We start from the raw sequence: 25,125 nt of genomic DNA on the forward strand, positions 1-25,125 counted from the left end.
GGCCGAGTAAGGAAAGGTCTGGATATGCATGCGACCTTATGTCGCAGTATAGAAAGGAGTTAACCCGAGGGCTTAGAGCAAATCGCGCTGTAAAAGCGAAGGGTAATCGCTGAAGGGTCTGTCACGATCAACCCTGTGGGCACCAGGGGATGGTGGCCACTTCGCCCCGGAAGGGTTTTTGCGTAAAATGCCGGCTTTTCGTCACACCTCACGGATTTCGCGTCATGGGCACTCTCACGGTCAACCAGAACAAACTGCAAAAGCGCCTTCGCCGCCAGGCCGGTGAGGCTGTCGCCGATTTCAACATGATTGAAGATGGCGACAAGGTCATGGTCTGCCTGTCCGGCGGCAAGGACAGCTACACCATGCTCGACGTGCTGATGCACTTTCAGAAGGTTGCACCGATCAGGTTCGAGATCGTGGCCGTGAACATGGACCAGAAGCAGCCGGGCTTCCCGGAGCATGTACTGCCGGCTTACCTCAAGACGCTGGGTATCGAGTACCACATCGTCGAGAAAGACACCTACTCGGTGGTCAAGGAGCTGATCCCGGAAGGCAAGACCACCTGTTCGCTGTGCTCACGCCTGCGTCGTGGCACGCTCTACACCTTCGCCGACCAGATCGGCGCGACCAAAATGGCGCTCGGTCATCACCGCGACGACATCGTCGAGACCTTCTTCCTGAACATGTTCTTCAATGGCTCGCTCAAGGCCATGCCGCCGAAACTGCGGGCCGACGACGGTCGCAACGTGGTGATCCGCCCGCTGGCCTACTGCAACGAAAAAGACATCCAGGCCTACTCCGACTTCAAGCAATTCCCGATCATCCCGTGCAACCTCTGCGGGTCCCAGGAAAACCTGCAGCGGCAGGTGGTCAAGGACATGCTCCATGAGTGGGAACGCAAGACACCGGGCCGTACTGAAAGCATTTTCCGCAGCCTGCAAAACGTGATCCCGTCGCAATTGGCGGACCGCAACCTGTTCGATTTCACCAGCCTCAAGATCGACGAAACCGCAGCTTCGCGGTTCGTCAACGTCGTCAATCTCTGACACAAATTGTGTGGGAGCGGGTGTCGGTTTCTATTTCAATCCTCAGGAGAGGGCATGCGCGATTACAAGTGGCTGCACGAATACTGTCTGAACCGCTTCGGTTCAGCGGCTGAACTGGAAGCCCATCTGCCCGTTCCCAAGACCCCGGCGCAATTGCGCAAGATCAGTGATGACCGCTACCTGTCGACCATGGCGCTGCGCGTGTTCCGTGCCGGGCTCAAGCACAGCCTGGTGGACGCGAAGTGGCCGTCGTTCGAAGAGGTGTTCTTCAAGTTCGACCCGGAAAAAGTCGTGCTGATGAGTGCCGAACACCTGGAGCGCCTGATGCAGGATGCGCGGATCATCCGGCACCTGGGCAAGCTCAAGAGCGTGCCGCGCAATGCGCAGTTCATCCTCGATGTGGCGCATGAGCAGGGCAGCTTCGGCGCCTTGATCGCCGATTGGCCGGTGACCGATATCGTCGGCCTGTGGACTTACCTGAAAAAGCACGGGCATCAGTTGGGCGGGTTGTCGGCGCCGCGGTTCTTGCGCATGGTCGGCAAGGATACCTTTGTGCCGAGCTATGACGTGGTGGCGGCGTTGAATGCGCAGAAGATCGTCGACAAGGTGCCGACCAGCCAGCGGGACCTGGCGTTGGTGCAGGATGTGTTCAATCAGTGGCATGAACAAAGTGGCGGGCGGGCGATGAGCCAGATTTCGATGATGCTGGCTTACACCGTGAATCATTAGTACCGAGGCGCGCCCTTCGTCGGAACGCCGCCCGGACCAAGCCCGCTCCCACATTTGACCGCATTCTCATGTCGAATACGGTCAAATGTGGTGCGGGCTTGCTCGCGAAAGCGCCAGATCAGGCGACCGAGATCTCACCTTCTCCGGCCAACCGACGATTCAACTGAAACCGCCACCGCACAAACAACAGCGCCGAGCAGAACACCGCCAGGCTCGCCCCCATCTCCAGCAAACCGAACAGCTGCCGGTTCGGGTCGAACGCGGCCAATGCGCCCTTGATGAAATACAGGTTCACCACAAAGCACATCCACGAATGCCCGCGCGGGCTGCCGATGATCATGCCCGGCGCCAGCAACAGCAGTGGCACCAGCTCGATCAGCAGAATGACCCAGGGCCGTGCGCCGTGCAGGTCGGCAACGACCAGGTAGTAGGCGCACAGCAGCCCCACCAGGCCGAGGAAACACAGCAGGCTGACGGCTCGCATCGCGCGTACGCGCGGCTCCAGCCATTGGATGGAGGGCAGTATCTTCGGCTTTTTGGCCACCTCAGCTCTCCAGTTTCTGTGCAGTGCGGGCCAGGCGCAGACCCAAGGCCCGGCACAGCGCCACTTCATGTTCATTCAAGCCGCTTTTGCCATCGGCCCCGGCGTGGTGGCTGGCGCCATAAGGCGTGCCGCCGCCGCGGGTTTCCAGTAACGCCGACTCGCTGTACGGCAGGCCGGTGATCAGCATGCCGTGGTGCAGCAGAGGCAGCATCATCGACAGCAGCGTGGTTTCCTGGCCACCGTGCAGGCTCGCGGTGGAGGTGAACACCCCGGCCGGTTTGCCCACCAGGGCACCGGTCAGCCACAGGTTGCTGGTGCCGTCGAGGAAGTATTTGAGCGGCGCCGCCATGTTGCCGAACCGGGTCGGACTGCCCATGGCCAGGCCTGCGCAGTTTTTCAGGTCGTCGAGGCTGGCGTACAGCGCGCCTTCGTCGGGGATGTCCGGCGACACGGCTTCGCATTCGGTAGAAATCGCCGGCACCGTGCGCAACCGGGCTTCAAGACCGGCCTGCTCGACGCCCCGGGCAATCTGCCGGGCCATTTCATTGGTCGAACCGCTGCGGCTGTAATACAGGACCAGGATATAGGGTGTGCTCACGGCAGCAGCTCCAGCACATTCTCCGGCGGCCGGCCGATGATGGCTTTGTCGCCGACTTCGAGAATCGGTCGCTCCATGAGTTTCGGGTGCGCGGCGATGGCGGCGATCAATTGCGCCTCGGTCAGGCTGCTATCGGCCAGGTTGAGGGTTTTGTATTCGTCCTCGCCGGTGCGCAGCAGTTGCCGGGCGCTGATGCCGAGCTTGGTCAACAGGCTCTGGATTTGCCCGGCGTCCAGCGGGGTTTCCAGGTAGCGGACCACGGTCGGCGCCAGGCCCCGGGCTTCAAGCAGTTCGAGCGCACCGCGGGATTTCGAGCAGCGCGGGTTGTGATAAAGCGTCAGATCGGTCATGTGCGGGTCGCATCTTGCGTAAGGTGGCGGCTATTCTAACTGGGCAGCGCGTAATCCAGAACCTTGGGAGGCAATGGGACGCGGCAGTATTCTTTTTTTGACAAGGATCACGACATGACAAGACGACTGGCTGCGGCATTGGCGATCATCGGGGCGCTGGTGCTGGGGGGCTGTGGCAATGACTATGGCATCGACCAGAACGGTCGGAAAATCGCTGCCGAGCGTCTGGACAAGCAATGGCTGGTGCTCAACTACTGGGCCGAATGGTGTGGGCCGTGCCGTACCGAAATCCCGGAGTTGAACGCGCTGGCCGATCAGCTCCAGGACAAGCAGATCGGTGTGTTCGGGGTCAATTTCGACAATGTCCAGGGCGAGGAGCTAAGAAGCGCCAGTGAGAAGTTGGGGATCAAATTCACGGTGTTGGCGCAAGACCCGGCCGACCTGTTCGAACTGCCGCGCAGTGAGGCGTTGCCGGTGACCTATATCATCGATAACAAGGGCAAGGTGCGGGAACAGTTGATGGGCGAGCAGACAGCGGCGGGGGTGATGGCGAAGCTGGAGGCGTTGCAGGCGACTAACTGATCGTCGTTGCGCAGCTGCGATCCCCTGTAGGAGCCGGCTTGCCGGCGAATGCGGTGTGTCAGGCAACTATATGTTGGCCGTTCCGCCGCCTTCGCTGGCAAGCCAGCTCCTACAGGGGGGGGCGTCGGATCAACCCTCTTCCAGCCACCAGCGCAACGGCTTGCCTTCGGCCGGCCAGAAACGCATCTGGTCGATCGGCGAAATATCCCAGCGCTGCACATTTTCCAGCGCCTGGAGAAAACGCTGTTCCTGCTCCATCAACGCCGGCGCACACATTTTGCGGGTGCTGCCGACCTTGCCGAAGCTCAGCTTGTCGCCGTCCAGGGTGTACGGCGCGAACCAATGGTTGCAGCCGCCGTTGCCATAGGCCCGGCCGTCGTCACCGAGGGTGATGGTCAGGTGGCTGTAATCCATCAACGGACGTTCGCCGATCCACTCCAGTATGTAGCTGCGGTTCTGTTGCAACTTCACCGGTTCGGCGGCGCAGCCCAACAGGCTGGCGCCAACCATGGCGCTCAGAACAAGGCGTTTCATCACGCAGGCTCCTGGCAGGTCGGGCACAGGTGCTTCTCGCCAACAGTGGTCCAGCCCAACTCGGCAATCCGCGCGGTGGCGGCTGGCTTTTCGGCCTTGTTGCCCAGCTTGGCGTCGACCGCGAATTCGAAGCTCAGCACTTTGGCGCAGCTGTCGCAGTTGACTTTCCAGGTGTGGATCGCCAGTTCGCCGAACACCGGACCACTGGCCACCGCAACCCATTGGCCGGGCGGGTTGATCAGGTGGCGAACCGTTTCGACGGTCAGGCGCATGGACAAGTCCTTGCTGCCTTTGAGGGTCACCACCAATACGTCGTTATTGCGAATCGAGCCGCCGTTGCCGGTGACTTGATATCGCCCCGGTACCAGGGCGCGGCATTCGGTGAGGGTGTGTTGCGGGTTCATCAGGCTATAGCGGAAATCGTGTTCGACCATGGGTCCTCCAAATATGCGCGGCATGCTAGCACGGACATCAACGCAGCACTGCGCGGGCGAATGACCTTCGATCTGGTTCAGCCGGCATCAACCTGATTCTGAATATTGCCGGCAGCCCAGGCCGCAATGTTCTGCAGGGTGGTCGCGGCAATCGCGCCCAGGGCTTCGCGGGTCAGGAAGGCCTGGTGTGCGGTAATGATCACGTTGGGAAAGGTCAGCAGGCGCGCCAGTACATCGTCCTGCAGCGGCAGATCGGAGCGATCCTCGAAGAACAGCTGCGCCTCCTCTTCATACACGTCCAGCCCCAGATAACCCAGTTGGCCGTCTTTCAACGCATCGATCAGCGCAGGGGTATCCACCAGGCCGCCACGACCGGTATTGATCAGCATCGCGCCCCGTTGCATGTGCGCCAGTGACTCGCCATTGATCAAATGTTTGCTCTGCTCGTTGAGCGGGCAATGCAGGCTGACGATCTGCGACTCGGCCAGCAACTGCGGCAAGCTCAAGTAGCGGGCGCCGAGGGCCTCGACCTGAGGGTTGGGAAAGGGGTCGTACGCCAGCAACCGGCAGCCGAAGCCGTGCATGATTCTGGCGAAGGTCGCGCCGATCTGTCCGGTGCCGACCACGCCGACGGTCTTGCCGACCAGGTCGAAGCCGGTCAGGCCATGCAGGGTGAAATCGCCTTCGCGGGTACGGTTGTAGGCGCGGTGCAGGCGGCGGTTGAGCGCCAGGATCAGCGCCACCGCGTGTTCGGCTACCGCATGGGGCGAGTAGGCCGGGACCCGTACGATCGTCAGTCCCAGCCGCTTGGCCTCGGCCAGGTCGACATGGTTGTAGCCGGCCGAACGCAGGGCGATCAGACGCGTGCCGCCGGCGGCCAGGCGTTCGAGCACCGGGGCGCTGAGGTCGTCATTGATGAAGGCGCAGACCACCTCGTGACGCTCCGCCAGCGCCACCGTATCGAGGCTCAAGCGCGCCGCTTGAAAGTGCAACTCGATGCCGGCGGGCAGGGCGGCGGCGAGAAAGCTGTCGCGGTCGTAGGTCTGGCTGCTGAAAAGAATGGTGCGCATGATGTCCTCCTTGTCCCCGGCCCCCTGTAGGAGCTGGCTTGCCAGCGAAGGGACCTTCAAATTCAGCGTTGTTCTTGAGGCCGCCTCCTGTAGGAGCTGGCTTGCCAGCGAAGGGGCCAGCACATCCAGCATCGATGTTGCCTGACACGCCGCCTTCGCTGGCAAGCCAGCTCCTACACAGGCAGTTCAAGCATTTATACGGGCATGGGCGGCCAGGCGGTTGATCGCCCGGTCCAGTTCTTCCAGCGCGCGGGGGGCTTTCGGGTCCTGTTGCTTGAGCAGGGTTTCACTGCGCTGGCAGGCGGCGCGCAGTTGCGGCACGCCGCAATAGCGGGTCGCACCGTGCAGACGATGAACGCGCTCGATCAGGGCGTTGTGGTCATTGGTTTCCCGAGCGCAGCGAATGGCTTCGCGGTCCGCTTCCAAAGACGCCAGCAACATCGCCAGCATGTCCGCCGCCAGATCAGCCTTGCCGGCGGCCAGGCGTAAACCTTCTTCGTGATCGAGCACCTGCAACTCATGGTTGCCGCCATGGCTGTCGCTGGAACGCTCCGGCCCATGATGGCGCAGCGCCAGGCCGGTCCACTTCAATACCACCTGCGCCAGTTGCCGTTCACTGATCGGTTTGGTCAGGTAATCGTCCATGCCGCTTTGCAGCAGGGCGCGTTTTTCGTTGGCCATGGCGTGCGCGGTGAGGGCCACGATCGGCAGCGGCGTGCAATGGCGTTCGCTTTCCCACTGACGTATCGCTTCGGTGCTCTGGCGCCCGTCCATGCCTGGCATTTGCACGTCCATCAGCACCAGGTCGAAGGTCTCGCTCTGCACCGCCTTGACCGCGGCGTAACCGCTTTCCACCGCAAGCACCTTGGCGCCCATGTCTTCGAGCAGGGTCTGCACCAGTAACAGGTTGGCCGGGTTGTCATCGACACACAGCACCTTCGGCGCACGGCTGGACACCGGTTCGCCCGGCTCGCTACGCAACTGGCGCGGGTTGACCAGGTCAGACAGGGCCCGGCGCAGTTTGCGGGTGCAGGCCGGTTTGGCCTGGAGCTGGCTGTGGGGGTTGGGAACCGAGAGATGGAACAGCGTCTGTTCGGTGGTCGGGCACAGCACCAACACCTTGCAGCCCAGGTGTTCGAGGTCCCAGATGTGCTGGTTGAGGCGCTCCGGCGGCATGTCGTTGCTGGTGATGCCCAGTACGGCCAGGTCAATCGCCTGATCGGTCTGATGCGCGCCGGTCACGCCGTTGGTCAGGCTTTCCAGGGTATTGTACGGGGTGACTTCGAGCCCGCAGTCCTCCAGTTGATGCTGTAACGCCTGCCGGGCCAATTCGTGGTTTTCCAGCACCGCCACCCGGCGTCCCAGCAGCGGCGGCCCCGGCAGGTCTTCGGCGTCGTCGCGGGTTTTCGGCAAGCTCAGGCTGATCCAGAACTCCGAACCTTCGCCCGGCGTGCTGTCGACCCCGATCTCGCCGCCCATCTGTTCGATCAAGCGCTTGGAAATCACCAGGCCAAGACCGGTGCCGCCCGGCTGTCGGGACAGCGAGTTGTCGGCCTGGCTGAACGCCTGGAACAGTGCGCGCACGTCCTGGTTCGACAGGCCGATGCCGGTGTCCTGGATGCTGATGCGCAGCTGCACGCTGTCCTCATGCTCTTCTTCGAGCATGGCCCGGGCGACGATGGTGCCTTCGCGAGTGAATTTGATCGCGTTGCTGACCAGGTTGGTGAGGATCTGCTTGAGCCGCAGCGGATCACCCACCAGCGACAGCGGCGTGTCGCGATACACCAGGCTCACCAGCTCCAGCTGTTTGGCGTGGGCGGCCGGGGCGAGGATGGTCAGGGTGTCCTGCAACAAGTCGCGCAGATTGAACGGAATATGGTCGAGCACCAGCTTGCCGGCCTCGATCTTGGAAAAGTCGAGGATCTCGTTGATAATCCCCAGCAGGCTGTCGGCGGACTTTTCGATGGTGCCCAGGTAGTCGAGCTGGCGCGGGGTCAGCTCGCTTTTTTGCAGCAGATGGGTGAAGCCGAGTATGCCGTTGAGCGGGGTGCGGATTTCATGGCTCATGTTGGCCAGGAATTCGGATTTGATCCGGCTGGCTTCCAGGGCTTCCTTGCGCGCCAGGTCGAGCTCGATGTTCTGGATTTCAATGGTTTCCAGATTCTGGCGCACGTCTTCGGTGGCCTGGTCGATGCTGTGCTGCAATTCTTCCTGGGCGTTTTGCAGGGTGCCGGCCATGCGGTTGATGCCGGACGCCAGTTCATCCAGCTCCTGGCTGCCGAGGGGCGGCAGGCGGGTTTCCAGATGCCCGTCCTTGAGTTGCGTCACGGCTTGCTTGATCTGGCTCAGCGGCCGGTTGATGGTGCGGCCCATGCGTAACGCCAGCAGCGCCGCACCGCCCAGGCCCGCGCCGATCAGCAGCAGGCTGGCGAACAGGCTGCGGTAACCGCGCAGCAGCATGCCGTTGTGGGACAGCTCGAGTTCCACCCAGCCGAGCAGGCGGTCGGCTTCATCGGGGATCAGGTCGCCGGCCAGATTGCGGTGCTTGCCAAATACCGGCAACAGGTAGCGAGTCGCATCGTTGCCGCTGCGATGCAGCATCTGCGAGCCATCGCCCATGGGGGCAGGATTGAGCATGAGCGGGCCGGCATGGGCCAGTAGCGTGCGGTCGGGCGCGAGGAAGGTGACCGCGCGAACGTCCGGCTGCTCCAGTGACTGGGTGGCGATGCGCTCCAGCAGTTCGTTGTTGTGGTGACCCAGGGCCGGGGCCACCAGGGGCGCCAGCTGTTCGGCGATCATTTCGCCACGCTGCATGAGTTGGGCTTGCAGGTCGGACTGCTGCATCCAGGTAAAGTAGCCACCCAGTACCAACGCCATCAGGCTGGTCGGCAACAGGGTCAGCAACAGCACGCGGCCTTTAATTCCCAGTTTCTTGAGCACGCCTCTCTCCTGCATCCCGCTAATCAATGGCCTGCACGTGCGTCTGGCACGCACCACCTGCGCAGTGTAGCGATTTTGCTCGCCGGTCATCCGGTAAAATTGATGCCGTCATTCGTCGGCCGCAGGCCTGCTTTTGCCTCACGGGCAAACCTTGGGTTGCCCCTGGCGAGGCAATCTTGAATAATCGTCAACTGAGAATTATTTGCAGATACTCATGACTCCCATCTCTGTTGGCCATCCGCGCATCCTTTCCATCGAAGACGACCTCGTGCTCGGTGCCTATGTTCATGAGCACCTGGGACGCTGCGGGTTTCAGGTGACCTGGTGCCAGAACGGTCAGGAAGGCCTGGCCATTGCCCGCCAGCAAGCCTTCGATGTGGTGCTGATGGACATTCTGCTGCCGGGCATGGACGGGTTGAACGTGCTGACGCAATTGCGCCAGAGCCATTCGACCCCGGTGGTGCTGATGTCCGCGCTCGGGGCCGAGGCGGATCGCATCAGCGGCTTTCGCCTGGGCGCCGATGATTATTTGCCCAAGCCGTTCAGCATGGCGGAGTTGCGGGTGCGCATCGAAGCGATCCTGCGGCGGGTGGCGCTCGACCGGCGGCCGGCGCCTGCACCGGTCGTCCCCTTGGCGGACGGCCTGCGGTTCGATGACGAGCTGTTTGAGGTCTTTTACGGCGCCCAGGCTGCCGGCCTGACCCGCAGCGAGTATCGATTGCTGGAAACACTGAACCGCAATGGCGATGAGGTGCTGAGCAAGGCCTTCCTTTATCAGCAGGTACTGCAACGCGGTTACGCCGCCCATGACCGCAGCCTCGACATGCACATCAGCCAGATCCGCCGCAAGCTCAAGGTTATCGGCTACACCGAGCGGGAAGTGCGCACGGTGTGGGGCAAGGGTTATGTTCTGAGTGCCGGCGATGAAATGGCCTGATCTGCCGGGCCGCCATTCGCTGTTCTGGAAACTGGCCTTTTTGCTGGTGGCGTTCTGCTTGCTGATGATCTGGTTGAGCTGGTCCTGGGGCCGCTACATGGAGAAGCGCAACCAGTTTCTGTCGGATGACGCCCGAGGAACCTTGACGCGCTATGCCGCCGAGGCCGAGCAGGCGTGGCAGCAGGGGCAGCACGCGGGTGTCGATGCATGGTTGCAGGGCATGCAACAACGCGAATCGGGCTGGGTGGGCGTCATTGGCAGTGATTTGCAGTCGTTGAGCAGCCTGCCGCTATCGGACAAGGACATCCAGCGCCTGACCTTTCTGCGCGGCCTGGACTGGCCCATCCATAAAAAAGGCCGGCCGTGGCTGCGGGTGCCGTTTCCCGGCGATTCGTCCGTCGGCAGCCTGGTGATCGAGTTGCCGCAGCGCTTTGTGCCCGGGCGTTATCGGGTGTTCTGGCGGGTGATCACCAACGGCGTCATCCCTGGCCTGTTCACCTTGGTGCTGTGTATCGTGCTGTATCGGTTGCTGGTCGTGCCATTGAACAGTCTGCGCGAGCAAGCCAATGCCTGGCGCGCCGACCAGTTGGGCGTGCGGTTGTCGCGCCGTACCACCAACCGTTCCGATGAGCTGGGTGAGCTGGGCCGAGCCTTCGATCACATGTCCGAACGCCTGCAAGGCACAGTGGCCCTGCAACAGCAATTGCTGCGTGATCTGTCCCACGAGCTGCGCACGCCGCTGAGCCGACTGCGGGTGGCCAGCGAGAGCGAGCAGGGGCTGACGCAATTGCGTGAGCGCATTGGCCGGGAAGTCGACGGGATGCAGCGGCTGGTGGAGGACGCCCTGCAATTGGCGTGGCTCGACACCGAGCGCGCGCCTTTGCCCGACGAAGCGATCCAGATCCAGGCGCTGTGGGAAATGCTCACCGAAAATGCTTGCTATGAAAGTGGCTGGCCTGCAGGCCAGTTGCAGTGTGCGGTGGATTCATCCTGCTGGGTGCGCGGCAATCTCAATACCTTGGCTCAGGCGCTGGAAAATATCCTGCGCAATGCCATTCGTCATTCACCCGAAGGCGGCGTCGTGCGTCTGGACGGACGGCGTGATGGCGATTTCTGGCATTTGTGGCTGGAGGATGAGGGCGGCGGGGTCGCTGAGGCAGACCTGGAGCGGATCTTCTCGCCGTTCATTCGACTCGATGGTTCGCGGCCGGGGAACGGTGGATTCGGCTTGGGGTTGAGCATTGCCAGGAATGCGGTGCAGCGCCAGGGCGGGAGGCTTTGGGCGGAGAATACCAGTGTGGGGTTGCGGCTGAATATGCGGTTATTGGCTGATGTCGGTGGTGTCAGTGAGGACGCCTTCGCGAGCAAGCCCGCTCCCACAGTGGATGGATGTCGGCCATACCTTGTGTGATCACCTCGGATCCCCTGTGGGATGGGATGTAGTCACACATTGTATGAGCGACTTTAATCCCTGTGGGAGATTCTATGTTGCAGGGGAACCCTGCAACCTTAAATTCGGCTGGTATTCGCTTTGGTTTTTCATGAGTGCGAATGCCACCCGGCACAGTCGACGACCGCTTCAGTGAAGTGCTTGCGCTGATTCACAGTGCCAGGCAGCAGGCCGTTCAGGCGGTCAACACCAGGTTGATCGAACTGTACTGGCAGGTCGGTGCTTACGTCAGTCGCAAGCTGGAACGGGCTGAGTGGGGTGATGCGGTGGTCAGCCAGTTGGCTGAGCATCTGGCTCTGACGCAACCAGGGTTGCGTGGTTTTACCCGGCGAAATCTGTTCCGTATGCGCCAATTTTACGAGGCTTATCGGGGCGATGAAAAAGTGTCAGCGCTGCTGACACAATTACCCTGGACCCACAACCTGCTCATTTTGACCCAGAGCAAACATCCACAAGAACGTGAGTTTTATCTGCGTCTGGCTGTCCAGGAAAAGTGGTCGACGCGCGAATTGGAGCGTCAGCTCAAAGCCGCTCTGTTCGAGCGCAGCATTACCCAACCGGCAAAAGTCTCTGCAGTGCTGAGACAAACTCATCCTGAGGCGCTGGAAGTATTCCGCGATGCCTACATGATCGAGTTTCTCGGTCTGCCCGGCGGCCACGCCGAAACTGATCTTCATCTGGGATTGCTGGCGCGTCTCCAAGAGTTCCTAGTCGAACTGGGCCGAGACTTCTGCTTTGTCGGCTCCCAATACCCGCTCCAAGTCGGTGGGCGTGATTTCGCCCTCGATATCGCACAGGGGGAGGGTACTGAATAAGCGGCTTATTCCCATAAGCCATAAGCACCGTACTTTGCGTGATATGGCCTGCGAACGTTTGCCGGTATGATAGGCGCCCCCGCAGTCTGGATTGCGAATTACGCCATGACCTTGCAGTACCCAACCATCGCCGATTGCGTCGGCAACACTCCGCTGGTCCGTTTGCAGCGCCTGCCCGGCGCCACCAGCAACACCCTTTTGCTCAAGCTCGAAGGGAACAACCCGGCGGGTTCGGTCAAGGACCGTCCGGCGCTGTCGATGATCACCCGCGCCGAATTGCGCGGGCAGATCCACGTCGGCGATACGCTGATCGAGGCGACCTCGGGCAACACCGGGATCGCCCTGGCGATGGCCGCCGCGATCAAGGGTTACAAGATGATCCTGATCATGCCGGACAACTCCAGCGCCGAGCGCAAGGCCGCCATGACCGCCTATGGCGCCGAGCTGATTCTGGTCACGCAGGAAGAAGGCATGGAAGGCGCGCGCGACCTCGCACAGCGCATGGAAGCCGAAGGCTGCGGCAAGGTGCTGGATCAGTTCGCCAACGGGGACAACCCCGAGGCGCACTACACCACCACCGGCCCGGAAATCTGGCGTCAGACCGACGGCAGCATCACCCATTTCGTCAGTTCGATGGGCACCACCGGCACCATCATGGGTGTTTCGCGCTACTTGAAAGAGCAGAACGACAACGTGCAGATCATCGGTCTGCAACCGATGGAAGGTTCGGCGATTCCGGGTATCCGTCGTTGGCCGCAGGAATACCTGCCGAAGATCTACCAGGCCGACCGCGTGGACCGGATCGTCGACATGGCACAAAGCGAAGCCGAAGACGTAACCCGTCGCCTGGCCCGCGAAGAAGGCATCTTCTGTGGCGTGTCCTCGGGCGGTGCCGTGGCGGCGATGCTGCGCCTGTCCAAAGAAGTTGAAAACGCGGTGATCGTCGCGATCATCTGTGACCGTGGCGACCGTTACCTGTCGACCGGCATTTTCGACGCGCCCAACTGATGGCCAAGCAAGAGAGAGGCCTGCGCTTCCAACCCACCGGCGGCAGCAAGGCCGTGCAAATCCCGACCGGCAAAAAGCAGCGCCTGACCATCGAGCGCCTGGCCAATGACGGTCGCGGTATCGCGTTTTTTGAAGGTCGCACCTGGTTCGTCATCGGCGCATTGGCCGGTGAAGACATCGAGGCGCGCGTTCTCGGCGCCCACGGCAAAGTGGTCGAAGCGCGCACCGAACGCGTGTTCCAGGCCAGCGAATTGCGTCGCCCGGCACCGTGTCCGCATGCCGGTCGCTGTGGCGGTTGCAGCGTGCAACATCTGTCGCATGACGAACAACTCGCCCTGAAGCAACGCATGCTCGCCGAACAGTTATCGAAGGTCGCCGGTGTCGAACCCCAAGAGTGGGCGGCGCCGTTGAGCGGTCCGGAATTCGGCTACCGCCGTCGCGCCCGGGTGGCGGTGCGTTGGGACATGAAGGCGAAAAAACTCGAGGTCGGTTTTCGCGCGGCGGGCAGCCAGGACATCGTTGCGATCAACGAATGTCCGGTGCTGGTACAGCCCTTGCAGCCAATCATGACCCGCTTGCCGGAAATGCTCCGGCGCTTGAGCAAGCCTCAGGCGTTGGGGCACGTCGAATTGTTCAGCGGTTCGTCACTGGCCGTGTTGCTGCGACACATGGCGCCGTTGTCCGACGCCGACATGACGATCCTCAAGGATTTCTGCGCCTTCCATGCCGCTCAATTGTGGTTGCACGGTGATGGCGAACCTCATCCGGTCGAACCCGACCAGTCCCTGGGCTATCGTTTGGAAACCTGGGATTTAAACTTGGCGTACCGGCCCGGAGATTTCATTCAGGTCAACGCCGGGGTCAACGAAGCGATGGTCGCCCAGGCGCTGGATTGGCTGCAGCCCAAGGCCGATGAGCGGGTGCTCGATCTGTTCTGCGGTCTGGGCAATTTCGCCTTGCCGCTGGCCAGGGCCGTTCGCGAAGTGGTGGCGGTGGAAGGTGTGCAGGCGATGGTCGAGCGGGCCGCCGCCAACGCCGCTAGCAACAATCTGCATAATACGAAATTTTTTCAGGCCGATTTATCCCAGCCTTTGACCGATGCCGAATGGGCGCGCGAAGGCTTTTGTGCGGTACTCTTGGACCCACCCCGTGACGGCGCTTTCGAGGTCGTGCGCAAGCTCAAGTCGTTGGGCGCCGAACGGTTGGTGTATGTGTCATGCAACCCTGCAACTCTGGCGCGTGACACGGTCGAATTGATCAAGCAGGGCTACCGGTTAAAACGTGCCGGGATTCTCGATATGTTTCCTCAAACGGCACATGTCGAGGCCATGGCGTTATTTGAAGCGAGCTAGGAAGGCTCGTCTGGTCCGACTGGCCCGCCCGTGCAGCCGCGCACCAGCCCGACGTGGGCTCATGGGCAACGAAGGTCAGCGATTTTGACGCATTGAATCTGCGTCGTAGGGAAGGTAAGCAAGATGGTACAGGTGAGAGCACACCAGCCGATCAACACCGACGGCAGTATCAATCTCGAGGCTTGGCTCGATCACGCGGTCAGTGTCGATCTGGCACTGGATCGCGAAGCCTTGAAGGAAGCGTGCGAGTTCGCTCGCACCTCTGAACAACAAGCCAATGCGGCGAAAAACCTCTGGTCCGAAGGGACCTCGAGTTTCCGCACCGGTCTTGAGATCGCCGAGATCCTCGCCGACCTCAAACTCGATCAGGATTCGTTGGTTGCCGCGGTCTTGTACCGCGGCGTGCGCGAAGGCCAGATCGAACTGCCGGCGGTGAGCCAGCGCTTCGGTCCGGTGGTCGCCAAACTCATCGACGGTGTATTGCGCATGGCGGCGATCAGCGCCAGCCTCAGCCCCCGTCAATCCCTGGTGCTGGGCACCCAGGGCCAGGTGGAAAACCTGCGCAAGATGCTGGTGGCCATGGTCGACGACGTACGCGTCGCGCTGATCAAGCTGGCCGAACGCACCTGCGCGATCCGTGCGGTGAAAACCGCCGACGACGAGAAGCGCAACCGCGTGGCTCGTGAAGTCTTCGACATCTACGCGCCCCTGGCTCACCGTCTCGGTATCGGTCACATCAAGTGGGAGCTGGAGGACTTGTCCTTCCGTTACCTCGAGCCCGACCAGTACAAGCAGATCGCCAAGCTGCTCCACGAGCGGCGCCTGGATCGCGAGCGGTTCATCGCCGATGTGATGAACCAGTTGAAAGTCGAATTGCAGGCCACCGGTGTCGATGCCGATATCAGCGGCCGGGCCAAGCACATCTATTCGATCTGGCGCAAAATGCAGCGCAAGGGTCTGGAGTTCAGCCAGATCTATGACGTGCGCGCCGTGCGTGTGCTGGTGCCGGAAATGCGCGACTGCTACACCGCACTCGGCATCGTCCACACATTGTGGCGGCACATCCCGAAGGAATTCGACGACTACATCGCCAACCCCAAGGAGAATGGCTACCGCTCGCTGCACACCGCGGTGATCGGGCCCGAGGGCAAGGTGCTGGAAGTGCAGATCCGCACCCACGCGATGCACGAAGAGGCGGAGCTGGGCGTCTGCGCGCACTGGCGCTACAAGGGCACCGACGTCAAATCCGGCTCCAACCACTACGAAGAGAAAATCTCCTGGCTGCGTCAGGTCCTCGAGTGGCATGAAGAGCTGGGCGATATTGGCGGTCTGGCCGACCAGCTACGGGTCGATATCGAACCGGACCGGGTCTACATCTTCACCCCGGACGGTCACGCCATCGATTTGCCGAAAGGCGCGACGCCACTGGACTTCGCCTACCGGGTGCACACCGAGATCGGTCACAACTGTCGCGGCGCGAAGATCAACGGACGGATCGTACCGCTCAACTACAGCCTGCAAACCGGTGAACAGGTCGAAATCATCACCAGCAAGCACGGCACGCCGAGTCGCGACTGGCTGAACCCGAACCTGGGTTACATCACCACCTCGCGGGCACGGGCGAAGATCGTTCACTGGTTCAAGCTGCAGGCGCGGGATCAGAACGTCGCCGCCGGTAAAACCTTGCTCGAGCGTGAGCTCAGTCGCCTGGGCCTGCCCGCGGTGGACTTCGACAAGCTGGCCGAGAAGGCCAACATGAAGACGGCCGAGGACATGTACGCCGCGCTGGGTGCGGGCGACTTGCGCCTGGCGCAACTGGTCAACCTGGCACAGCAGCTGGTGGAGCCGGAACGCGGCAACGAACAGCTTGAACTCATCCCGCGCAAGGCCACCGGCTACAAACCGGGCAAGCGCGGCGATATCCAGATCCAGGGCGTCGGCAACCTGATGACGCAAATGGCCGGCTGCTGCCAGCCGCTGCCGGGGGATGCGATCGTCGGTTACATCACCGTGGGCCGCGGTGTGAGTATTCACCGTCAGGACTGCGCCTCGGTCTTGCAATTGGGCGGGCGCGAGCCTGAGCGGATCATCCAGGTCAGCTGGGGGCCGGTGCCGGTGCTCACCTACCCGGTGGACATCATCATCCGGGCCTACGACCGGTCCGGCTTGCTGCGTGACGTTTCGCAAGTGCTGCTCAACGAGCGGATCAACGTGCTGGCGGTCAATACCCGCTCGAACAAGGAGGACAACACCGCGTTGATGTCCCTGACCATCGAGATTCCGGGGCTGGATGCGCTGGGGCGGTTGCTGGGACGGATTTCCCAGTTGCCGAACATCATCGAAACCCGGCGTAACCGCACGCCATGACCATCCCTCCCTGTAGGGGCCGGCTTGCCGGCGAAGGCGTCCATCCGGCCAGCGCATGGCTTGAGGCCGCCTTCGCCGGCAAGCCGGCTCCTACAGGGGGTGTTTGACGGGAATAAGGGATGTACACACTTGAAGATTTGCTGCACCTGATGAACCGCCTGCGCGACCCGCAGTTCGGCTGCCCGTGGGACATCAAACAAACCTACGCCACCATCGTCCCGCACACCCTTGAGGAAGCCTACGAAGTCGCCGACGCCATCGAGCGCGGTGATTTCGATCACTTGCAGGGTGAATTGGGGGATCTGTTGTTCCAGGTGGTCTACTACAGCCAACTGGCCCGGGAAGAAGGGCGCTTCGAATTCGCGGGGGTGGTCGACAGCATCACCCGCAAGTTGATCCGCCGCCATCCTCATGTGTTCCCCACCGGCGATCTGTACGCGCCGCTGGATGTTCCGCGACTGAGTGAAGAACAGGTCAAGCAGCGCTGGGAAGAGATCAAGGCTGAAGAGCGGGCGGAGAAATCTTCGGCGCCCGAACAGCTGTCCTTGCTCGACGACGTGCCCGCGGCACTGCCGGCATTGTCCCGTTCGGCGAAGTTGCAGAAACGCGCAGGGCAGGTCGGTTTCGACTGGCCGGACGCTTTGCCGGTGCTCGACAAAGTGCGCGAAGAGCTCGATGAAGTGCTGGAAGCCATGGCCGACAATGACTCGGCAGCGATTGCCGATGAGGTCGGTGATCTACTGTTTTCCGTGGTCAATCTGGCGCGTCATCTCAAGGTCGACCCGGAAACTGCCTTGCGAGGTGCCAACAGCAAATTCGAAAGACGCTTCCGATTTATCGAACAGGCATTGCGCGACACCCACCGTCCCATGGAAGATTGCACCCTCGAAGAGTTGGACGCCTTGTGGGGCGAAGCCAAACGTCAGGAAAAGAATATGCCCAGCTGCGGTTGAGCAGTTGCCTAAGTGAGAAATAAGCACCATGAGCATTTCCCTTCGCGACCAGTTGCTCAAAGCAGGGCTGGTCAATCAGAAGCAGGCCAAGCAGGTCGGCAAAGAAAAACAGAAGCAGCAACGCCTGGTCCACAAAGGCCAGATCGAACTGGATGACTCGCAGCAGCGGGCAGCTCAGGAAGCCATGGCCGAGAAGGTCAAGCGCGACCAGGAGCTGAACCGTCAGCAACAGGAGAAGGCCGAGGCCAAAGCCCGCGCCGCCCAGGTCAAACAATTGATCGAAGTCTCGCGTCTGCCGAAGCTGACCACCGAGGATTACTACAACTTCGTTGACGACAAGAAGGTCAAGCGTCTCTCCGTCAATACGCTGATGCGCAACAAGCTCAGCAACGGTTCGCTGGCGATCGTGCACCATGCCGGCGGCTACGAAGTGATCCCGCGCGAGGCGGCCCTGAAGATTCAGGAGCGCGATCCGCAACGTATCGTGCAGTTGAATGTGCAGACCGCAGAAGCGGCCGCCGAGGACGATCCGTACGCGGCCTTCCAGATCCCGGACGATCTGATGTGGTAAGGCGTCAAAGGCTGTAACAACGACAAACTCCGCTGATGCGGTAATGCCGTTCTGTAGGAGCAAGCTTGCTCGCGATGGACGATAACGATAACGCGTGTTTACTGATTAAACGCGGCGCTCTTGAGACCTTCGCGAGCAAGCTCGCTCCTACAAATGCTTATGCGGATAGCCGTTCGCGTTGCTGCTCCAGTATTTCGAGTTCTGCCTTGTAATTATGGGCGTCAGTCTCGGAATGAAACATCCCCACCAGCATGTCTTGTTGATGTACATCCCAGATCCGGATACCGGCGGCTACGCCTTCATGGGATTTATGTGAATCGTCGCGTTCAGTTACTTTTACAGTCATCTGCTAGCTCCAATCTCTGTTATCTGCAGCAAGGCGTGTGCAGGCCTTTGTTATATATTTTGGTAGCTTGCTAAGTAAACGACTAAGTCCGGCAACTGATTTTTGCAGAATCGGCAAAAGTCCTGCAGCCCGCCAAACACGCGGCATTTGGTCGCAGGGCGTTAAGTTTCATGACAAAAGCTTCATGTTCGCGACGACAAAACGGCGAATTGAAACCGGTACCTGTAGGCGCCAGGCTTGCCGGCGAAGGCGTCTTTGGGTACGCCTTCGCCGGCAAGCCTGGCTCCTACAAAAGCAAATGCAAAATCAAAGGCACATAAAAACGCCCCGAACCAGTCGGGGCGTTTTTATGTGCAGCAGAGCGGCGGGGGGTATTACTTACCCGACCAGCGCTTCAGTACCAGCGTGGCATTGGTGCCACCGAAACCGAAGCTGTTGCTCATCACGGTGTTGATGGTGGCGTCTTCGCGAGTCTTGGTCAGGATCGGCATGTCAGCCACTTCCGGGTCCAGTTCGTCGATGTTGGCCGAACCGGCCATGAAGTTGCCTTCCATCATCAGCATGCAGTAGATCGCTTCGTGAACGCCGGCGGCGCCCAGGGAGTGACCCGACAGGCTCTTGGTGGAGCTGATGGCCGGAGCCTTGTCGCCGAACACTTCACGCACACCCTTCATCTCCATGACATCACCGACCGGAGTCGAGGTGCCGTGGGTGTTCAGGTAGTCGATTGGAGCGTCAACGGTGGACATGGCCATCTGCATGCAGCGGATGGCGCCTTCGCCGCTTGGAGCGACCATGTCGTAGCCGTCGGAGGTCGCACCGTAGCCAACGATTTCGGCGTAGATCTTCGCGCCGCGAGCCAGAGCGTGTTCCAGCTCTTCGACCACGACCATGCCGCCACCGCCGGCGATGACGAAACCGTCACGCTTGTTGTCGTAGGCGCGGGAAGCTTTTTCCGGAGTTTCGTTGTACTGGCTGGACAGGGCGCCCATGGCGTCGAACAGGAACGATTGGCTCCAGTGTTCCTCTTCACCGCCGCCGGCGAATACGATGTCCTGCTTGCCCATCTGGATCTGTTCCATGGCCGTACCGATGCAGTGAGCACTGGTGGCACAGGCAGAAGCGATGGAGTAGTTCAGGCCCTTGATCTTGAACGGCGTGGCCAGGCAGGCGGAAACGGTGCTGCTCATGGTCCGCGTGACGCGGTAAGGGCCGACGCGCTTGACGCCTTTCTCGCGCAGGATGTCCAGCGCTTCCATCTGGTTCAGCGTGGAGGCACCACCGGAACCGGCGATCAGGCCGGTACGCGGGTTCGAGACTTGCTCGTCGCTCAGACCGGAGTCGGCGATTGCGTCTTTCATGGCCAGGTAGGCGTATGCCGCCGCGTGGCCGACGAAGCGAAAGATCTTGCGGTCAATCAGCTCTTCGAGGGGAAGGTCAATGGAGCCGGAAACCTGGCTACGCAGACCCATTTCAGCATATTCCGGGTTGAACCGGATGCCAGGGCGGCTTGCACGCAGGTTAGCGGAGACGGTCTCTTTGTCATTGCCCAGGCACGAAACGATGCCCAGACCAGTGATAACGACGCGGCGCATGCGGATAACCCTTAGAAGTTGTCAGTGGAGGTGAAAACGCCGACCCGAAGGCCTTCGGCGGTATAGATCTCGCGACCGTCGACAGTCACCGAACCATCGGCGATGGCCAGGTTCAGCTTGCCTTTGAGGACGCGCTTGATATGAATGTTATAGGTTACTTTCTTCGCGGTCGGCAGAACCTGACCAAAGAACTTCACTTCGCCCGAACCCAGAGCGCGGCCGCGGCCCGGCAGACCTTGCCAGCCCAGGAAGAAACCGACCAATTGCCACATGGCGTCGAGGCCCAGGCAGCCTGGCATCACGGGGTCGCCTTCGAAGTGACAGGCGAAAAACCACAGATCCGGAGTGATATCCAGCTCGGCGACCAATTCACCTTTGCCGTACTTGCCGCCTTCTTCGCTGATCAGGGTGATGCGATCGACCATCAGCATGTTCGGGGCGGGCAGTTGCGCGTTACCTGGGCCGAACAGCTCACCGCGACTGCAGCGCAGCAGGTCTTCCCGGGTAAAGGCGTTTTGTTTGGTCATGCGAGCTCCTCAATAGTCCCGTGCGGCAGGTGGGGCAAATCTTCCCGGCCGGTCGAAGCATTCATGCCTCGAGCCAGCAGCCTACTCATAGACTATTGCGTTGTGGTGAAAGTCACAGCACCAAGGACACGAATGTACACTTGTGCACTGAAATTATTATTCAAGCCCCTTTTCGGGCCTGTTCGGGTGCCTAAGACTGCCGCACTTTCGCCTTTCACGCCAGTCGCAGATAGCCGAAAGGCCTGCACTACTGCACCCATCGCTGCAGAATCTGCTGCAGATCAGTACGTTTGAAGGGCTTGGCCAGGTAATCGTTCATTCCCGCCGATAAACAGGCTTCCCGGTCGCCCTGCAAGGCATTGGCGGTCAGGGCTATGATGGGCAAGCCCGCGCAGCCGGGCAATTGGCGAATCTGTCGGGTCGCCTCATAGCCATCGATAATCGGCAATCGACAATCCATCAGGATCGCTTCGAAAATCAGACTCTCGGCGCTGCGCACCGCTTGCGCGCCATCGGTCGCGACGCTGACAGTAAAGCCCAGGCTGCGCAACATCGCCTCGATGACGGTCTGGTTGACCGGATTGTCCTCCACCAGCAGCACATTGCGTCCCTCGCCATCACCGGAGCCCGTTGGCGTGCGTGGCGTCAGTATCGGCAGCGTCTGTTTATAGAGGGCCAGCGGGATTTCCAGGGTGAACACCGAACCGCGACCTTCTTCGCTATGGGCACGCAAGGTGCCGCCCATCCGCTCAGCCAGGGTGCGGGCGATGGGGAGGCCCAGTCCGGTGCCGCCATAGCGCCTTGAAATGGAACTGTCGGCCTGCTGGAAGGCATTGAACATCGATTCCAGGTGTTGGCTGGAAATACCGATCCCGCTGTCTCGTACCGTGCAGGTAAACCAGAGGAGTTCGTGATCCAGCGATTGCCATTGCGGCTCGATGGTGATGCGACCTTGCTCGGTGAACTTCAGTGCATTGCCGACCAGGTTGACCAGGATCTGCCGGATCCGCGTCGGGTCGCCCTGCACCTGCAGCGCGCACATGTTATCGGGCGTCAACAGCGCCAGATCCAGCCCGCGTTGCGCTGCGCTGTGGGAAAACGCCTGGGCGCAACTGCCGATCAGGTCCGCGAGGTTGAACGGAATGTGTTCCAGCTCCAGTTCCGAGCGCTCGATGCGCGAGAAATCGAGAATGTCGTTGATGACCTTGAGCAGGTGTTCGGTGGACTCCGAAGCCAGCGCCGCGTATTCGAGCTGTTCCTCGGTCATCTCGGTGGTTTCCAGCAGTTGCAGCATGCCCAGTACGCCATTCATCGGGGTGCGCAGTTCATGGCTCATCATCGCGAGGAAATCGGATTTGGCGTTGTTGGCCTTTTCCGCCTCTTCGCGAGTCTGGATCAACTGCGCCATCGCCTGGTGCTGTTCGCGGCTGGCTTGTTCGAGTCCGCTGGCAAGGTTGTTGATGTGCTGCGACAGCGCCCCGAGTTCGGTGTCGTCGACGATGGGCAGCGGGGTGTTGTAGTCGCCGTCCTGAATCGCCTTGACCGCAGTGCCGATGTCGCGGATCGGCTGCGACAGGCTCCCGGCCAGGCGCCGGGCGATCAGAAAGGTAAACAGCAGGGCGAACAACGCAAGAATCCCGGCCTTGAACAGGATCTCCTGCTGGCGCTGGCTGAAGGCATCGTTGGACAGGCCGACAATGACCCGCCCCAGATAATCCTCGGCAGAGGCGGTGCCGGCGACTTTGCTGCCCTGGAAAAAATCATTGTGCAACGGGATGCGTTGCAGCCGCACCGGTGCCTGGAAGACTTCGACCTGATGCGAGCGGGTGTGGGTTTCCGACGGTTGTTCGACGTACACCAGAATCCGGTCGGCGCTGTCCTGAACCTCCAGGAATCGCACATTGGGCGTGGCCAGCGTGGCCTTGAGCAAACTGTCGAGCACCTCGTTGTTGCCCGAAATCACCCCGTATTCGGTGGCCGGCGCCAGTTGGTTGGCAATCAACTGACCGGTGTGGTTGAGTTCCTGGCGCAGGTCCTGGATTCGCACGAAGGTGAAGAAGCTGATCAACAGCAAGGTCAGCAACAGGGCAGGGCCGAGGCTGATGATTTGCGTGCGGGTGTTGATGTCCCAGCGACGATGGAAAGTCATGGGTGGCTTTCTCCTGCGCCCAACTGTGCGGCCACAGAGGCTTGATCGATCTGTTCAATACCCAAGGAACGAGCCACTTGTGGATTGCTCAAGACCTGGAAGCGCTGCGGGTAGTGCGCGCGCGGCCAGTTGGCCGGTGGCTGGTCGAGCAATGTGTCCAGAATCGCCAGCCAGTCGCCTTGATCGCTGTAGGTACTGGCCAGGCTCCCGGCCTTGACGAAACCGGCATTGGGGCCGATCAGCGCCCGTTGCCGTGAGTAGCTGCTGAGCAACAGGTTTTTCGCGGTTTTCGGGTTGAACAGATCGGGATCGTCGAGCCCCAGCAGCACGTCGCTGTTGTTCAGCAACGACTGCAGCGGGCCGCTGTCGCTGGTGTTGTCCCAGCGCGCGGTGACGATTTGCAGGCCGAGCGGCAAGGCGGCCTGGCGCAGTTCGTTCAACAGAAACTCACTGTGACTGTCGTAGAGCACGCCGATTCGTCGGGCCTGGGGCAGAAGAATACCGGTCAGGCGCAACTGCCGAGCCAGCGGCGGATCGCTCCACAGCAGGCTCAAGTGTGGGGGCTGGTTGGCACCCAGCCGTTGGCGCGCTTGCAGGCGACTGATGCGCAATACCAATGTCGCCGGGCCTTGGGCATCTTGCAGGCGCCAGTCGAGGCTCGGCAGGTCAAGCAGGATCAAACGGGTAGTGGCAGGCAGTTTGCCCGGTGCCGGCAGAGCGGGCAGTGGCTGGAAGCGCACGCTGTCGGCAGGGCGCAGCTCACTCAGGGCCTGCGTGAAGGATTGCATGCCGGGGCTGTCTTCGGCAGCGGTCAACAAAATGTCGGCGGCCCGTGTCGGCAGGCTGCACAGCAGGCCGCTAACCACCAGGCACAGCCCGGCCAGCAGGTGGCCAAGGGTTGGCGTCTTTCGCGACCAACGGCGCATCGCCGGGCTGAAAATCGGCGCCAGAGCGAGCGGCGAGCGGGGCGATGCAGAGCCAAACGACACGACACATCCTTGGTAGCGAACAATTGGCGCGCATGTTAACCGAGCTGGTCGACTTTTCCAGTCACGATGAGCGCATTTTCCGCGGATTTATTGCTCTTCTTCGTACAAGTGCCGGTAATTGATCCAGGGGCTGGCCGCCACTGGGCTGCTCCGTATAATGCCGACATCGCCACTGGTATGGATTAACGGATTGCATATGACTGAACAGCGCCCAATTGCGGTCCTGGGAGGCGGAAGTTTTGGTACCGCCGTGGCTAATCTGCTGGCCGAGAACGGGCATCAGGTTCGGCTGTGGATGCGTGACCCCGAGCAAGCCGAGGCCATCCGGGTCAATCGGGAAAACCCGCGCTACCTCAAAGGCATCAAGATTCTGCCGGCCGTGGAAGCAGTCACCGACCTGCAAGCCACCCTGGAAGCCTGCGACCTGAGTTTCGTTGCGCTGCCGTCCAGCGCGCTACGCTCGGTGCTGGCGCCGCATGCCGAACGTTTGCGCGGCAAATTGCTGGTGAGCCTGACCAAAGGCATCGAAGCCCACACCTTCAAGCTGATGAGCGAGATCCTCGAAGAGATCGCCCCGCAAGCGCGTATCGGCGTACTGTCGGGGCCGAACCTGGCCCGTGAAATCGCCGAACACGCGCTGACCGCCACGGTGGTGGCCAGCGAAGATGAAGACCTCTGCCAGCAGGTCCAGGCCGCGCTGCACGGTCGCACCTTTCGCGTCTACGCCAGCGCCGACCGCTTCGGCGTGGAGTTGGGGGGGGCGCTGAAAAACGTCTACGCGATCATCGCCGGCATGGCGGTGGCGCTGGGCATGGGCGAAAACACCAAGAGCATGCTGATCACCCGGGCGCTGGCGGAAATGACTCGCTTCGCGGTGAATCAGGGCGCCAACCCCATGACGTTCCTCGGGCTGGCGGGCGTGGGCGATTTGATCGTCACCTGTTCATCGCCGAAAAGCCGTAACTACCAGGTCGGGTTCGCCCTCGGCCAGGGGTTGAGCCTGGAAGAAGCGGTGACGCGTTTAGGCGAGGTGGCCGAAGGCGTCAATACCCTGAAAGTGCTCAAGGCCAAGGCCCAGGAAGTTGGCGTGTATATGCCGCTGGTCGCCGGGCTCCATGCCATCCTGTTCGAAGGGCGCACGCTGGAGCAGGTGATTGGTCTATTGATGCGTGCCGAGCCGAAAACCGACGTCGACTTTATTTCCACCAGTGGTTTCAACTGAGCACTCAATTGACA

The 25,125-nt window shown here is 61.1% G+C and carries 23 protein-coding genes and 1 pseudogene; 12 read left to right on the forward strand and 12 right to left on the reverse strand.

The window, feature by feature from the left end; genetic code table 11:
* Nucleotides 1–224 precede the first annotated feature (224 nt).
* A complete protein-coding gene (ttcA, locus tag ELQ88_RS09095; protein ID WP_138964677.1) occupies nt 225–1,049 on the forward strand; it encodes a tRNA 2-thiocytidine(32) synthetase TtcA in 825 nt (274 codons plus the stop codon).
* 54 nt (nt 1,050–1,103) lie between these two features.
* The gene (locus ELQ88_RS09100; protein WP_128869406.1) at nt 1,104–1,778 is read left to right on the forward strand and encodes a DNA-3-methyladenine glycosylase I; all 675 of its coding nucleotides are present in this window, start codon (nt 1,104–1,106) and stop codon (nt 1,776–1,778) included.
* Nucleotides 1,779–1,896: 118 nt separating this feature from the next.
* Here the strand turns inward: ELQ88_RS09100 and ELQ88_RS09105 are convergent, their stop codons facing one another.
* The 3 genes from ELQ88_RS09105 to arsC are packed head-to-tail and all read right to left on the reverse strand — an operon-like array spanning nt 1,897 to nt 3,270.
* Nucleotides 1,897–2,322 carry a DUF2069 domain-containing protein gene (locus ELQ88_RS09105; RefSeq protein ID WP_138964679.1) on the reverse strand — a complete coding sequence of 142 codons (426 nt, stop codon included), beginning with the start codon at nt 2,320–2,322 and terminating at the stop codon, nt 1,897–1,899.
* 1 nt (nt 2,323) lies between these two features.
* Nucleotides 2,324–2,920 carry an NAD(P)H:quinone oxidoreductase gene (gene wrbA / locus ELQ88_RS09110; RefSeq protein WP_128869407.1) on the reverse strand — a complete coding sequence of 199 codons (597 nt, stop codon included), beginning with the start codon at nt 2,918–2,920 and terminating at the stop codon, nt 2,324–2,326.
* Nucleotides 2,917–3,270, reverse strand: a complete 354-nt coding sequence (gene arsC / locus ELQ88_RS09115; RefSeq protein WP_128869408.1) for an arsenate reductase (glutaredoxin) — start codon at nt 3,268–3,270, stop codon at nt 2,917–2,919. Before arsC ends, wrbA begins: the two co-directional genes overlap by 4 nt.
* Before the next feature lie 114 nt (nt 3,271–3,384).
* On the opposite strand from arsC, the gene ELQ88_RS09120 reads away from it, so the two are divergent.
* Nucleotides 3,385–3,852 (forward strand): TlpA disulfide reductase family protein, encoded by a 468-nt coding sequence (locus ELQ88_RS09120; RefSeq protein WP_128869409.1) that lies wholly within the window; start codon nt 3,385–3,387, stop codon nt 3,850–3,852.
* Between the two features lie 129 nt (nt 3,853–3,981).
* Here the strand turns inward: ELQ88_RS09120 and ELQ88_RS09125 are convergent, their stop codons facing one another.
* The 4 genes from ELQ88_RS09125 to ELQ88_RS09140 all read right to left on the reverse strand — a co-directional run bounded on the left by ELQ88_RS09125 (nt 3,982) and on the right by ELQ88_RS09140 (nt 8,830).
* Complete coding sequence (locus ELQ88_RS09125; protein WP_128869410.1) at nt 3,982–4,386, reverse strand: META domain-containing protein; 405 nt, start codon at nt 4,384–4,386, stop codon at nt 3,982–3,984.
* Entirely contained in the window at nt 4,386–4,820 is a 435-nt protein-coding gene (locus ELQ88_RS09130) for a hypothetical protein (protein WP_138964681.1), read from the reverse strand. Before ELQ88_RS09130 ends, ELQ88_RS09125 begins: the two co-directional genes overlap by 1 nt.
* A gap of 77 nt (nt 4,821–4,897) precedes the next feature.
* Nucleotides 4,898–5,890, reverse strand: a complete 993-nt coding sequence (locus ELQ88_RS09135) for a 2-hydroxyacid dehydrogenase (protein ID WP_138964683.1) — start codon at nt 5,888–5,890, stop codon at nt 4,898–4,900.
* A gap of 186 nt (nt 5,891–6,076) precedes the next feature.
* Entirely contained in the window at nt 6,077–8,830 is a 2,754-nt protein-coding gene (locus ELQ88_RS09140) for a response regulator (protein WP_138964684.1), read from the reverse strand.
* Nucleotides 8,831–9,044: 214 nt separating this feature from the next.
* Between ELQ88_RS09140 and ELQ88_RS09145 the strand changes: the two genes are divergently transcribed.
* From ELQ88_RS09145 to ELQ88_RS09180, 8 genes and pseudogenes are all read left to right on the forward strand, one after another.
* A complete protein-coding gene (locus ELQ88_RS09145) occupies nt 9,045–9,767 on the forward strand; it encodes a response regulator transcription factor (protein WP_128869482.1) in 723 nt (240 codons plus the stop codon).
* The gene (locus ELQ88_RS09150; protein ID WP_138964686.1) at nt 9,754–11,178 is read left to right on the forward strand and encodes a sensor histidine kinase; all 1,425 of its coding nucleotides are present in this window, start codon (nt 9,754–9,756) and stop codon (nt 11,176–11,178) included. The genes ELQ88_RS09145 and ELQ88_RS09150 overlap by 14 nt, the downstream gene beginning before the upstream one ends.
* A 140-nt stretch (nt 11,179–11,318) precedes the next feature.
* A pseudogene (locus ELQ88_RS09155) lies at nt 11,319–12,008 on the forward strand (PDDEXK nuclease domain-containing protein); the annotation flags it as partial.
* Nucleotides 12,009–12,137: 129 nt separating this feature from the next.
* Nucleotides 12,138–13,040 (forward strand): cysteine synthase CysM, encoded by a 903-nt coding sequence (cysM, locus tag ELQ88_RS09160; RefSeq protein ID WP_138964688.1) that lies wholly within the window; start codon nt 12,138–12,140, stop codon nt 13,038–13,040.
* A complete protein-coding gene (rlmD, locus tag ELQ88_RS09165; RefSeq protein WP_138964690.1) occupies nt 13,040–14,392 on the forward strand; it encodes a 23S rRNA (uracil(1939)-C(5))-methyltransferase RlmD in 1,353 nt (450 codons plus the stop codon). Before cysM ends, rlmD begins: the two co-directional genes overlap by 1 nt.
* A 123-nt stretch (nt 14,393–14,515) precedes the next feature.
* On the forward strand, nt 14,516–16,759 hold the full coding sequence (relA, locus tag ELQ88_RS09170; protein ID WP_128869480.1) for a GTP diphosphokinase: 2,244 nt from the start codon (nt 14,516–14,518) through the stop codon (nt 16,757–16,759).
* 119 nt (nt 16,760–16,878) lie between these two features.
* Nucleotides 16,879–17,712: a nucleoside triphosphate pyrophosphohydrolase gene (gene mazG / locus ELQ88_RS09175; RefSeq protein WP_128869326.1), complete on the forward strand. Its 834-nt coding sequence runs from the start codon at nt 16,879–16,881 to the stop codon at nt 17,710–17,712.
* 28 nt (nt 17,713–17,740) lie between these two features.
* A complete protein-coding gene (locus ELQ88_RS09180) occupies nt 17,741–18,283 on the forward strand; it encodes a DUF2058 domain-containing protein (protein ID WP_128869325.1) in 543 nt (180 codons plus the stop codon).
* A gap of 157 nt (nt 18,284–18,440) precedes the next feature.
* On the opposite strand, the gene ELQ88_RS09185 is transcribed toward ELQ88_RS09180, so the two are convergent.
* The 5 genes from ELQ88_RS09185 to ELQ88_RS09205 form a co-directional block, all read right to left on the reverse strand.
* A complete protein-coding gene (locus ELQ88_RS09185) occupies nt 18,441–18,629 on the reverse strand; it encodes a hypothetical protein (protein WP_128869324.1) in 189 nt (62 codons plus the stop codon).
* A 374-nt stretch (nt 18,630–19,003) separates the two neighbouring features.
* Nucleotides 19,004–20,224: a beta-ketoacyl-ACP synthase I gene (gene fabB / locus ELQ88_RS09190; RefSeq protein WP_128872124.1), complete on the reverse strand. Its 1,221-nt coding sequence runs from the start codon at nt 20,222–20,224 to the stop codon at nt 19,004–19,006.
* A gap of 11 nt (nt 20,225–20,235) precedes the next feature.
* Nucleotides 20,236–20,751, reverse strand: coding sequence for a 3-hydroxyacyl-[acyl-carrier-protein] dehydratase FabA (gene fabA, locus ELQ88_RS09195; protein WP_003179264.1), 516 nt, complete (start codon nt 20,749–20,751; stop codon nt 20,236–20,238).
* Nucleotides 20,752–20,998: 247 nt separating this feature from the next.
* A complete protein-coding gene (locus tag ELQ88_RS09200) occupies nt 20,999–22,900 on the reverse strand; it encodes an ATP-binding protein (protein WP_128872125.1) in 1,902 nt (633 codons plus the stop codon).
* On the reverse strand, nt 22,897–23,826 hold the full coding sequence (locus ELQ88_RS09205; RefSeq protein WP_128872192.1) for an ABC transporter substrate-binding protein: 930 nt from the start codon (nt 23,824–23,826) through the stop codon (nt 22,897–22,899). Before ELQ88_RS09205 ends, ELQ88_RS09200 begins: the two co-directional genes overlap by 4 nt.
* A 259-nt stretch (nt 23,827–24,085) precedes the next feature.
* Between ELQ88_RS09205 and ELQ88_RS09210 the strand changes: the two genes are divergently transcribed.
* Complete coding sequence (locus tag ELQ88_RS09210) at nt 24,086–25,111, forward strand: NAD(P)H-dependent glycerol-3-phosphate dehydrogenase (RefSeq protein ID WP_128872126.1); 1,026 nt, start codon at nt 24,086–24,088, stop codon at nt 25,109–25,111.
* Nucleotides 25,112–25,125 lie beyond the last annotated feature (14 nt).

Origin of the sequence: Pseudomonas sp. MPC6, from assembly GCF_006094435.1 — a bacterium.
Lineage (GTDB): Bacteria > Pseudomonadota > Gammaproteobacteria > Pseudomonadales > Pseudomonadaceae > Aquipseudomonas.

Coding starts and splice junctions, on each gene's coding strand:
- ELQ88_RS09205 (WP_128872192.1), bottom strand. CDS start 23,826: ATGCGCCGTTGGTCGCGAAAGACGCCAACCCTTGGCCACCTGCTGGCC.
- ELQ88_RS09125 (WP_128869410.1), bottom strand. CDS start 4,386: ATGAAACGCCTTGTTCTGAGCGCCATGGTTGGCGCCAGCCTGTTGGGC.
- ELQ88_RS09150 (WP_138964686.1), top strand. CDS start 9,754: ATGAAATGGCCTGATCTGCCGGGCCGCCATTCGCTGTTCTGGAAACTG.
- fabB (WP_128872124.1), bottom strand. CDS start 20,224: ATGCGCCGCGTCGTTATCACTGGTCTGGGCATCGTTTCGTGCCTGGGC.
- ELQ88_RS09145 (WP_128869482.1), top strand. CDS start 9,045: ATGACTCCCATCTCTGTTGGCCATCCGCGCATCCTTTCCATCGAAGAC.
- ELQ88_RS09100 (WP_128869406.1), top strand. CDS start 1,104: ATGCGCGATTACAAGTGGCTGCACGAATACTGTCTGAACCGCTTCGGT.
- ELQ88_RS09120 (WP_128869409.1), top strand. CDS start 3,385: ATGACAAGACGACTGGCTGCGGCATTGGCGATCATCGGGGCGCTGGTG.
- mazG (WP_128869326.1), top strand. CDS start 16,879: ATGTACACACTTGAAGATTTGCTGCACCTGATGAACCGCCTGCGCGAC.
- cysM (WP_138964688.1), top strand. CDS start 12,138: ATGACCTTGCAGTACCCAACCATCGCCGATTGCGTCGGCAACACTCCG.
- rlmD (WP_138964690.1), top strand. CDS start 13,040: ATGGCCAAGCAAGAGAGAGGCCTGCGCTTCCAACCCACCGGCGGCAGC.
- ttcA (WP_138964677.1), top strand. CDS start 225: ATGGGCACTCTCACGGTCAACCAGAACAAACTGCAAAAGCGCCTTCGC.
- ELQ88_RS09130 (WP_138964681.1), bottom strand. CDS start 4,820: ATGGTCGAACACGATTTCCGCTATAGCCTGATGAACCCGCAACACACC.
- ELQ88_RS09135 (WP_138964683.1), bottom strand. CDS start 5,890: ATGCGCACCATTCTTTTCAGCAGCCAGACCTACGACCGCGACAGCTTT.
- ELQ88_RS09210 (WP_128872126.1), top strand. CDS start 24,086: ATGACTGAACAGCGCCCAATTGCGGTCCTGGGAGGCGGAAGTTTTGGT.
- arsC (WP_128869408.1), bottom strand. CDS start 3,270: ATGACCGATCTGACGCTTTATCACAACCCGCGCTGCTCGAAATCCCGC.
- fabA (WP_003179264.1), bottom strand. CDS start 20,751: ATGACCAAACAAAACGCCTTTACCCGGGAAGACCTGCTGCGCTGCAGT.
- ELQ88_RS09200 (WP_128872125.1), bottom strand. CDS start 22,900: ATGACTTTCCATCGTCGCTGGGACATCAACACCCGCACGCAAATCATC.
- ELQ88_RS09180 (WP_128869325.1), top strand. CDS start 17,741: ATGAGCATTTCCCTTCGCGACCAGTTGCTCAAAGCAGGGCTGGTCAAT.
- ELQ88_RS09185 (WP_128869324.1), bottom strand. CDS start 18,629: ATGACTGTAAAAGTAACTGAACGCGACGATTCACATAAATCCCATGAA.
- relA (WP_128869480.1), top strand. CDS start 14,516: ATGGTACAGGTGAGAGCACACCAGCCGATCAACACCGACGGCAGTATC.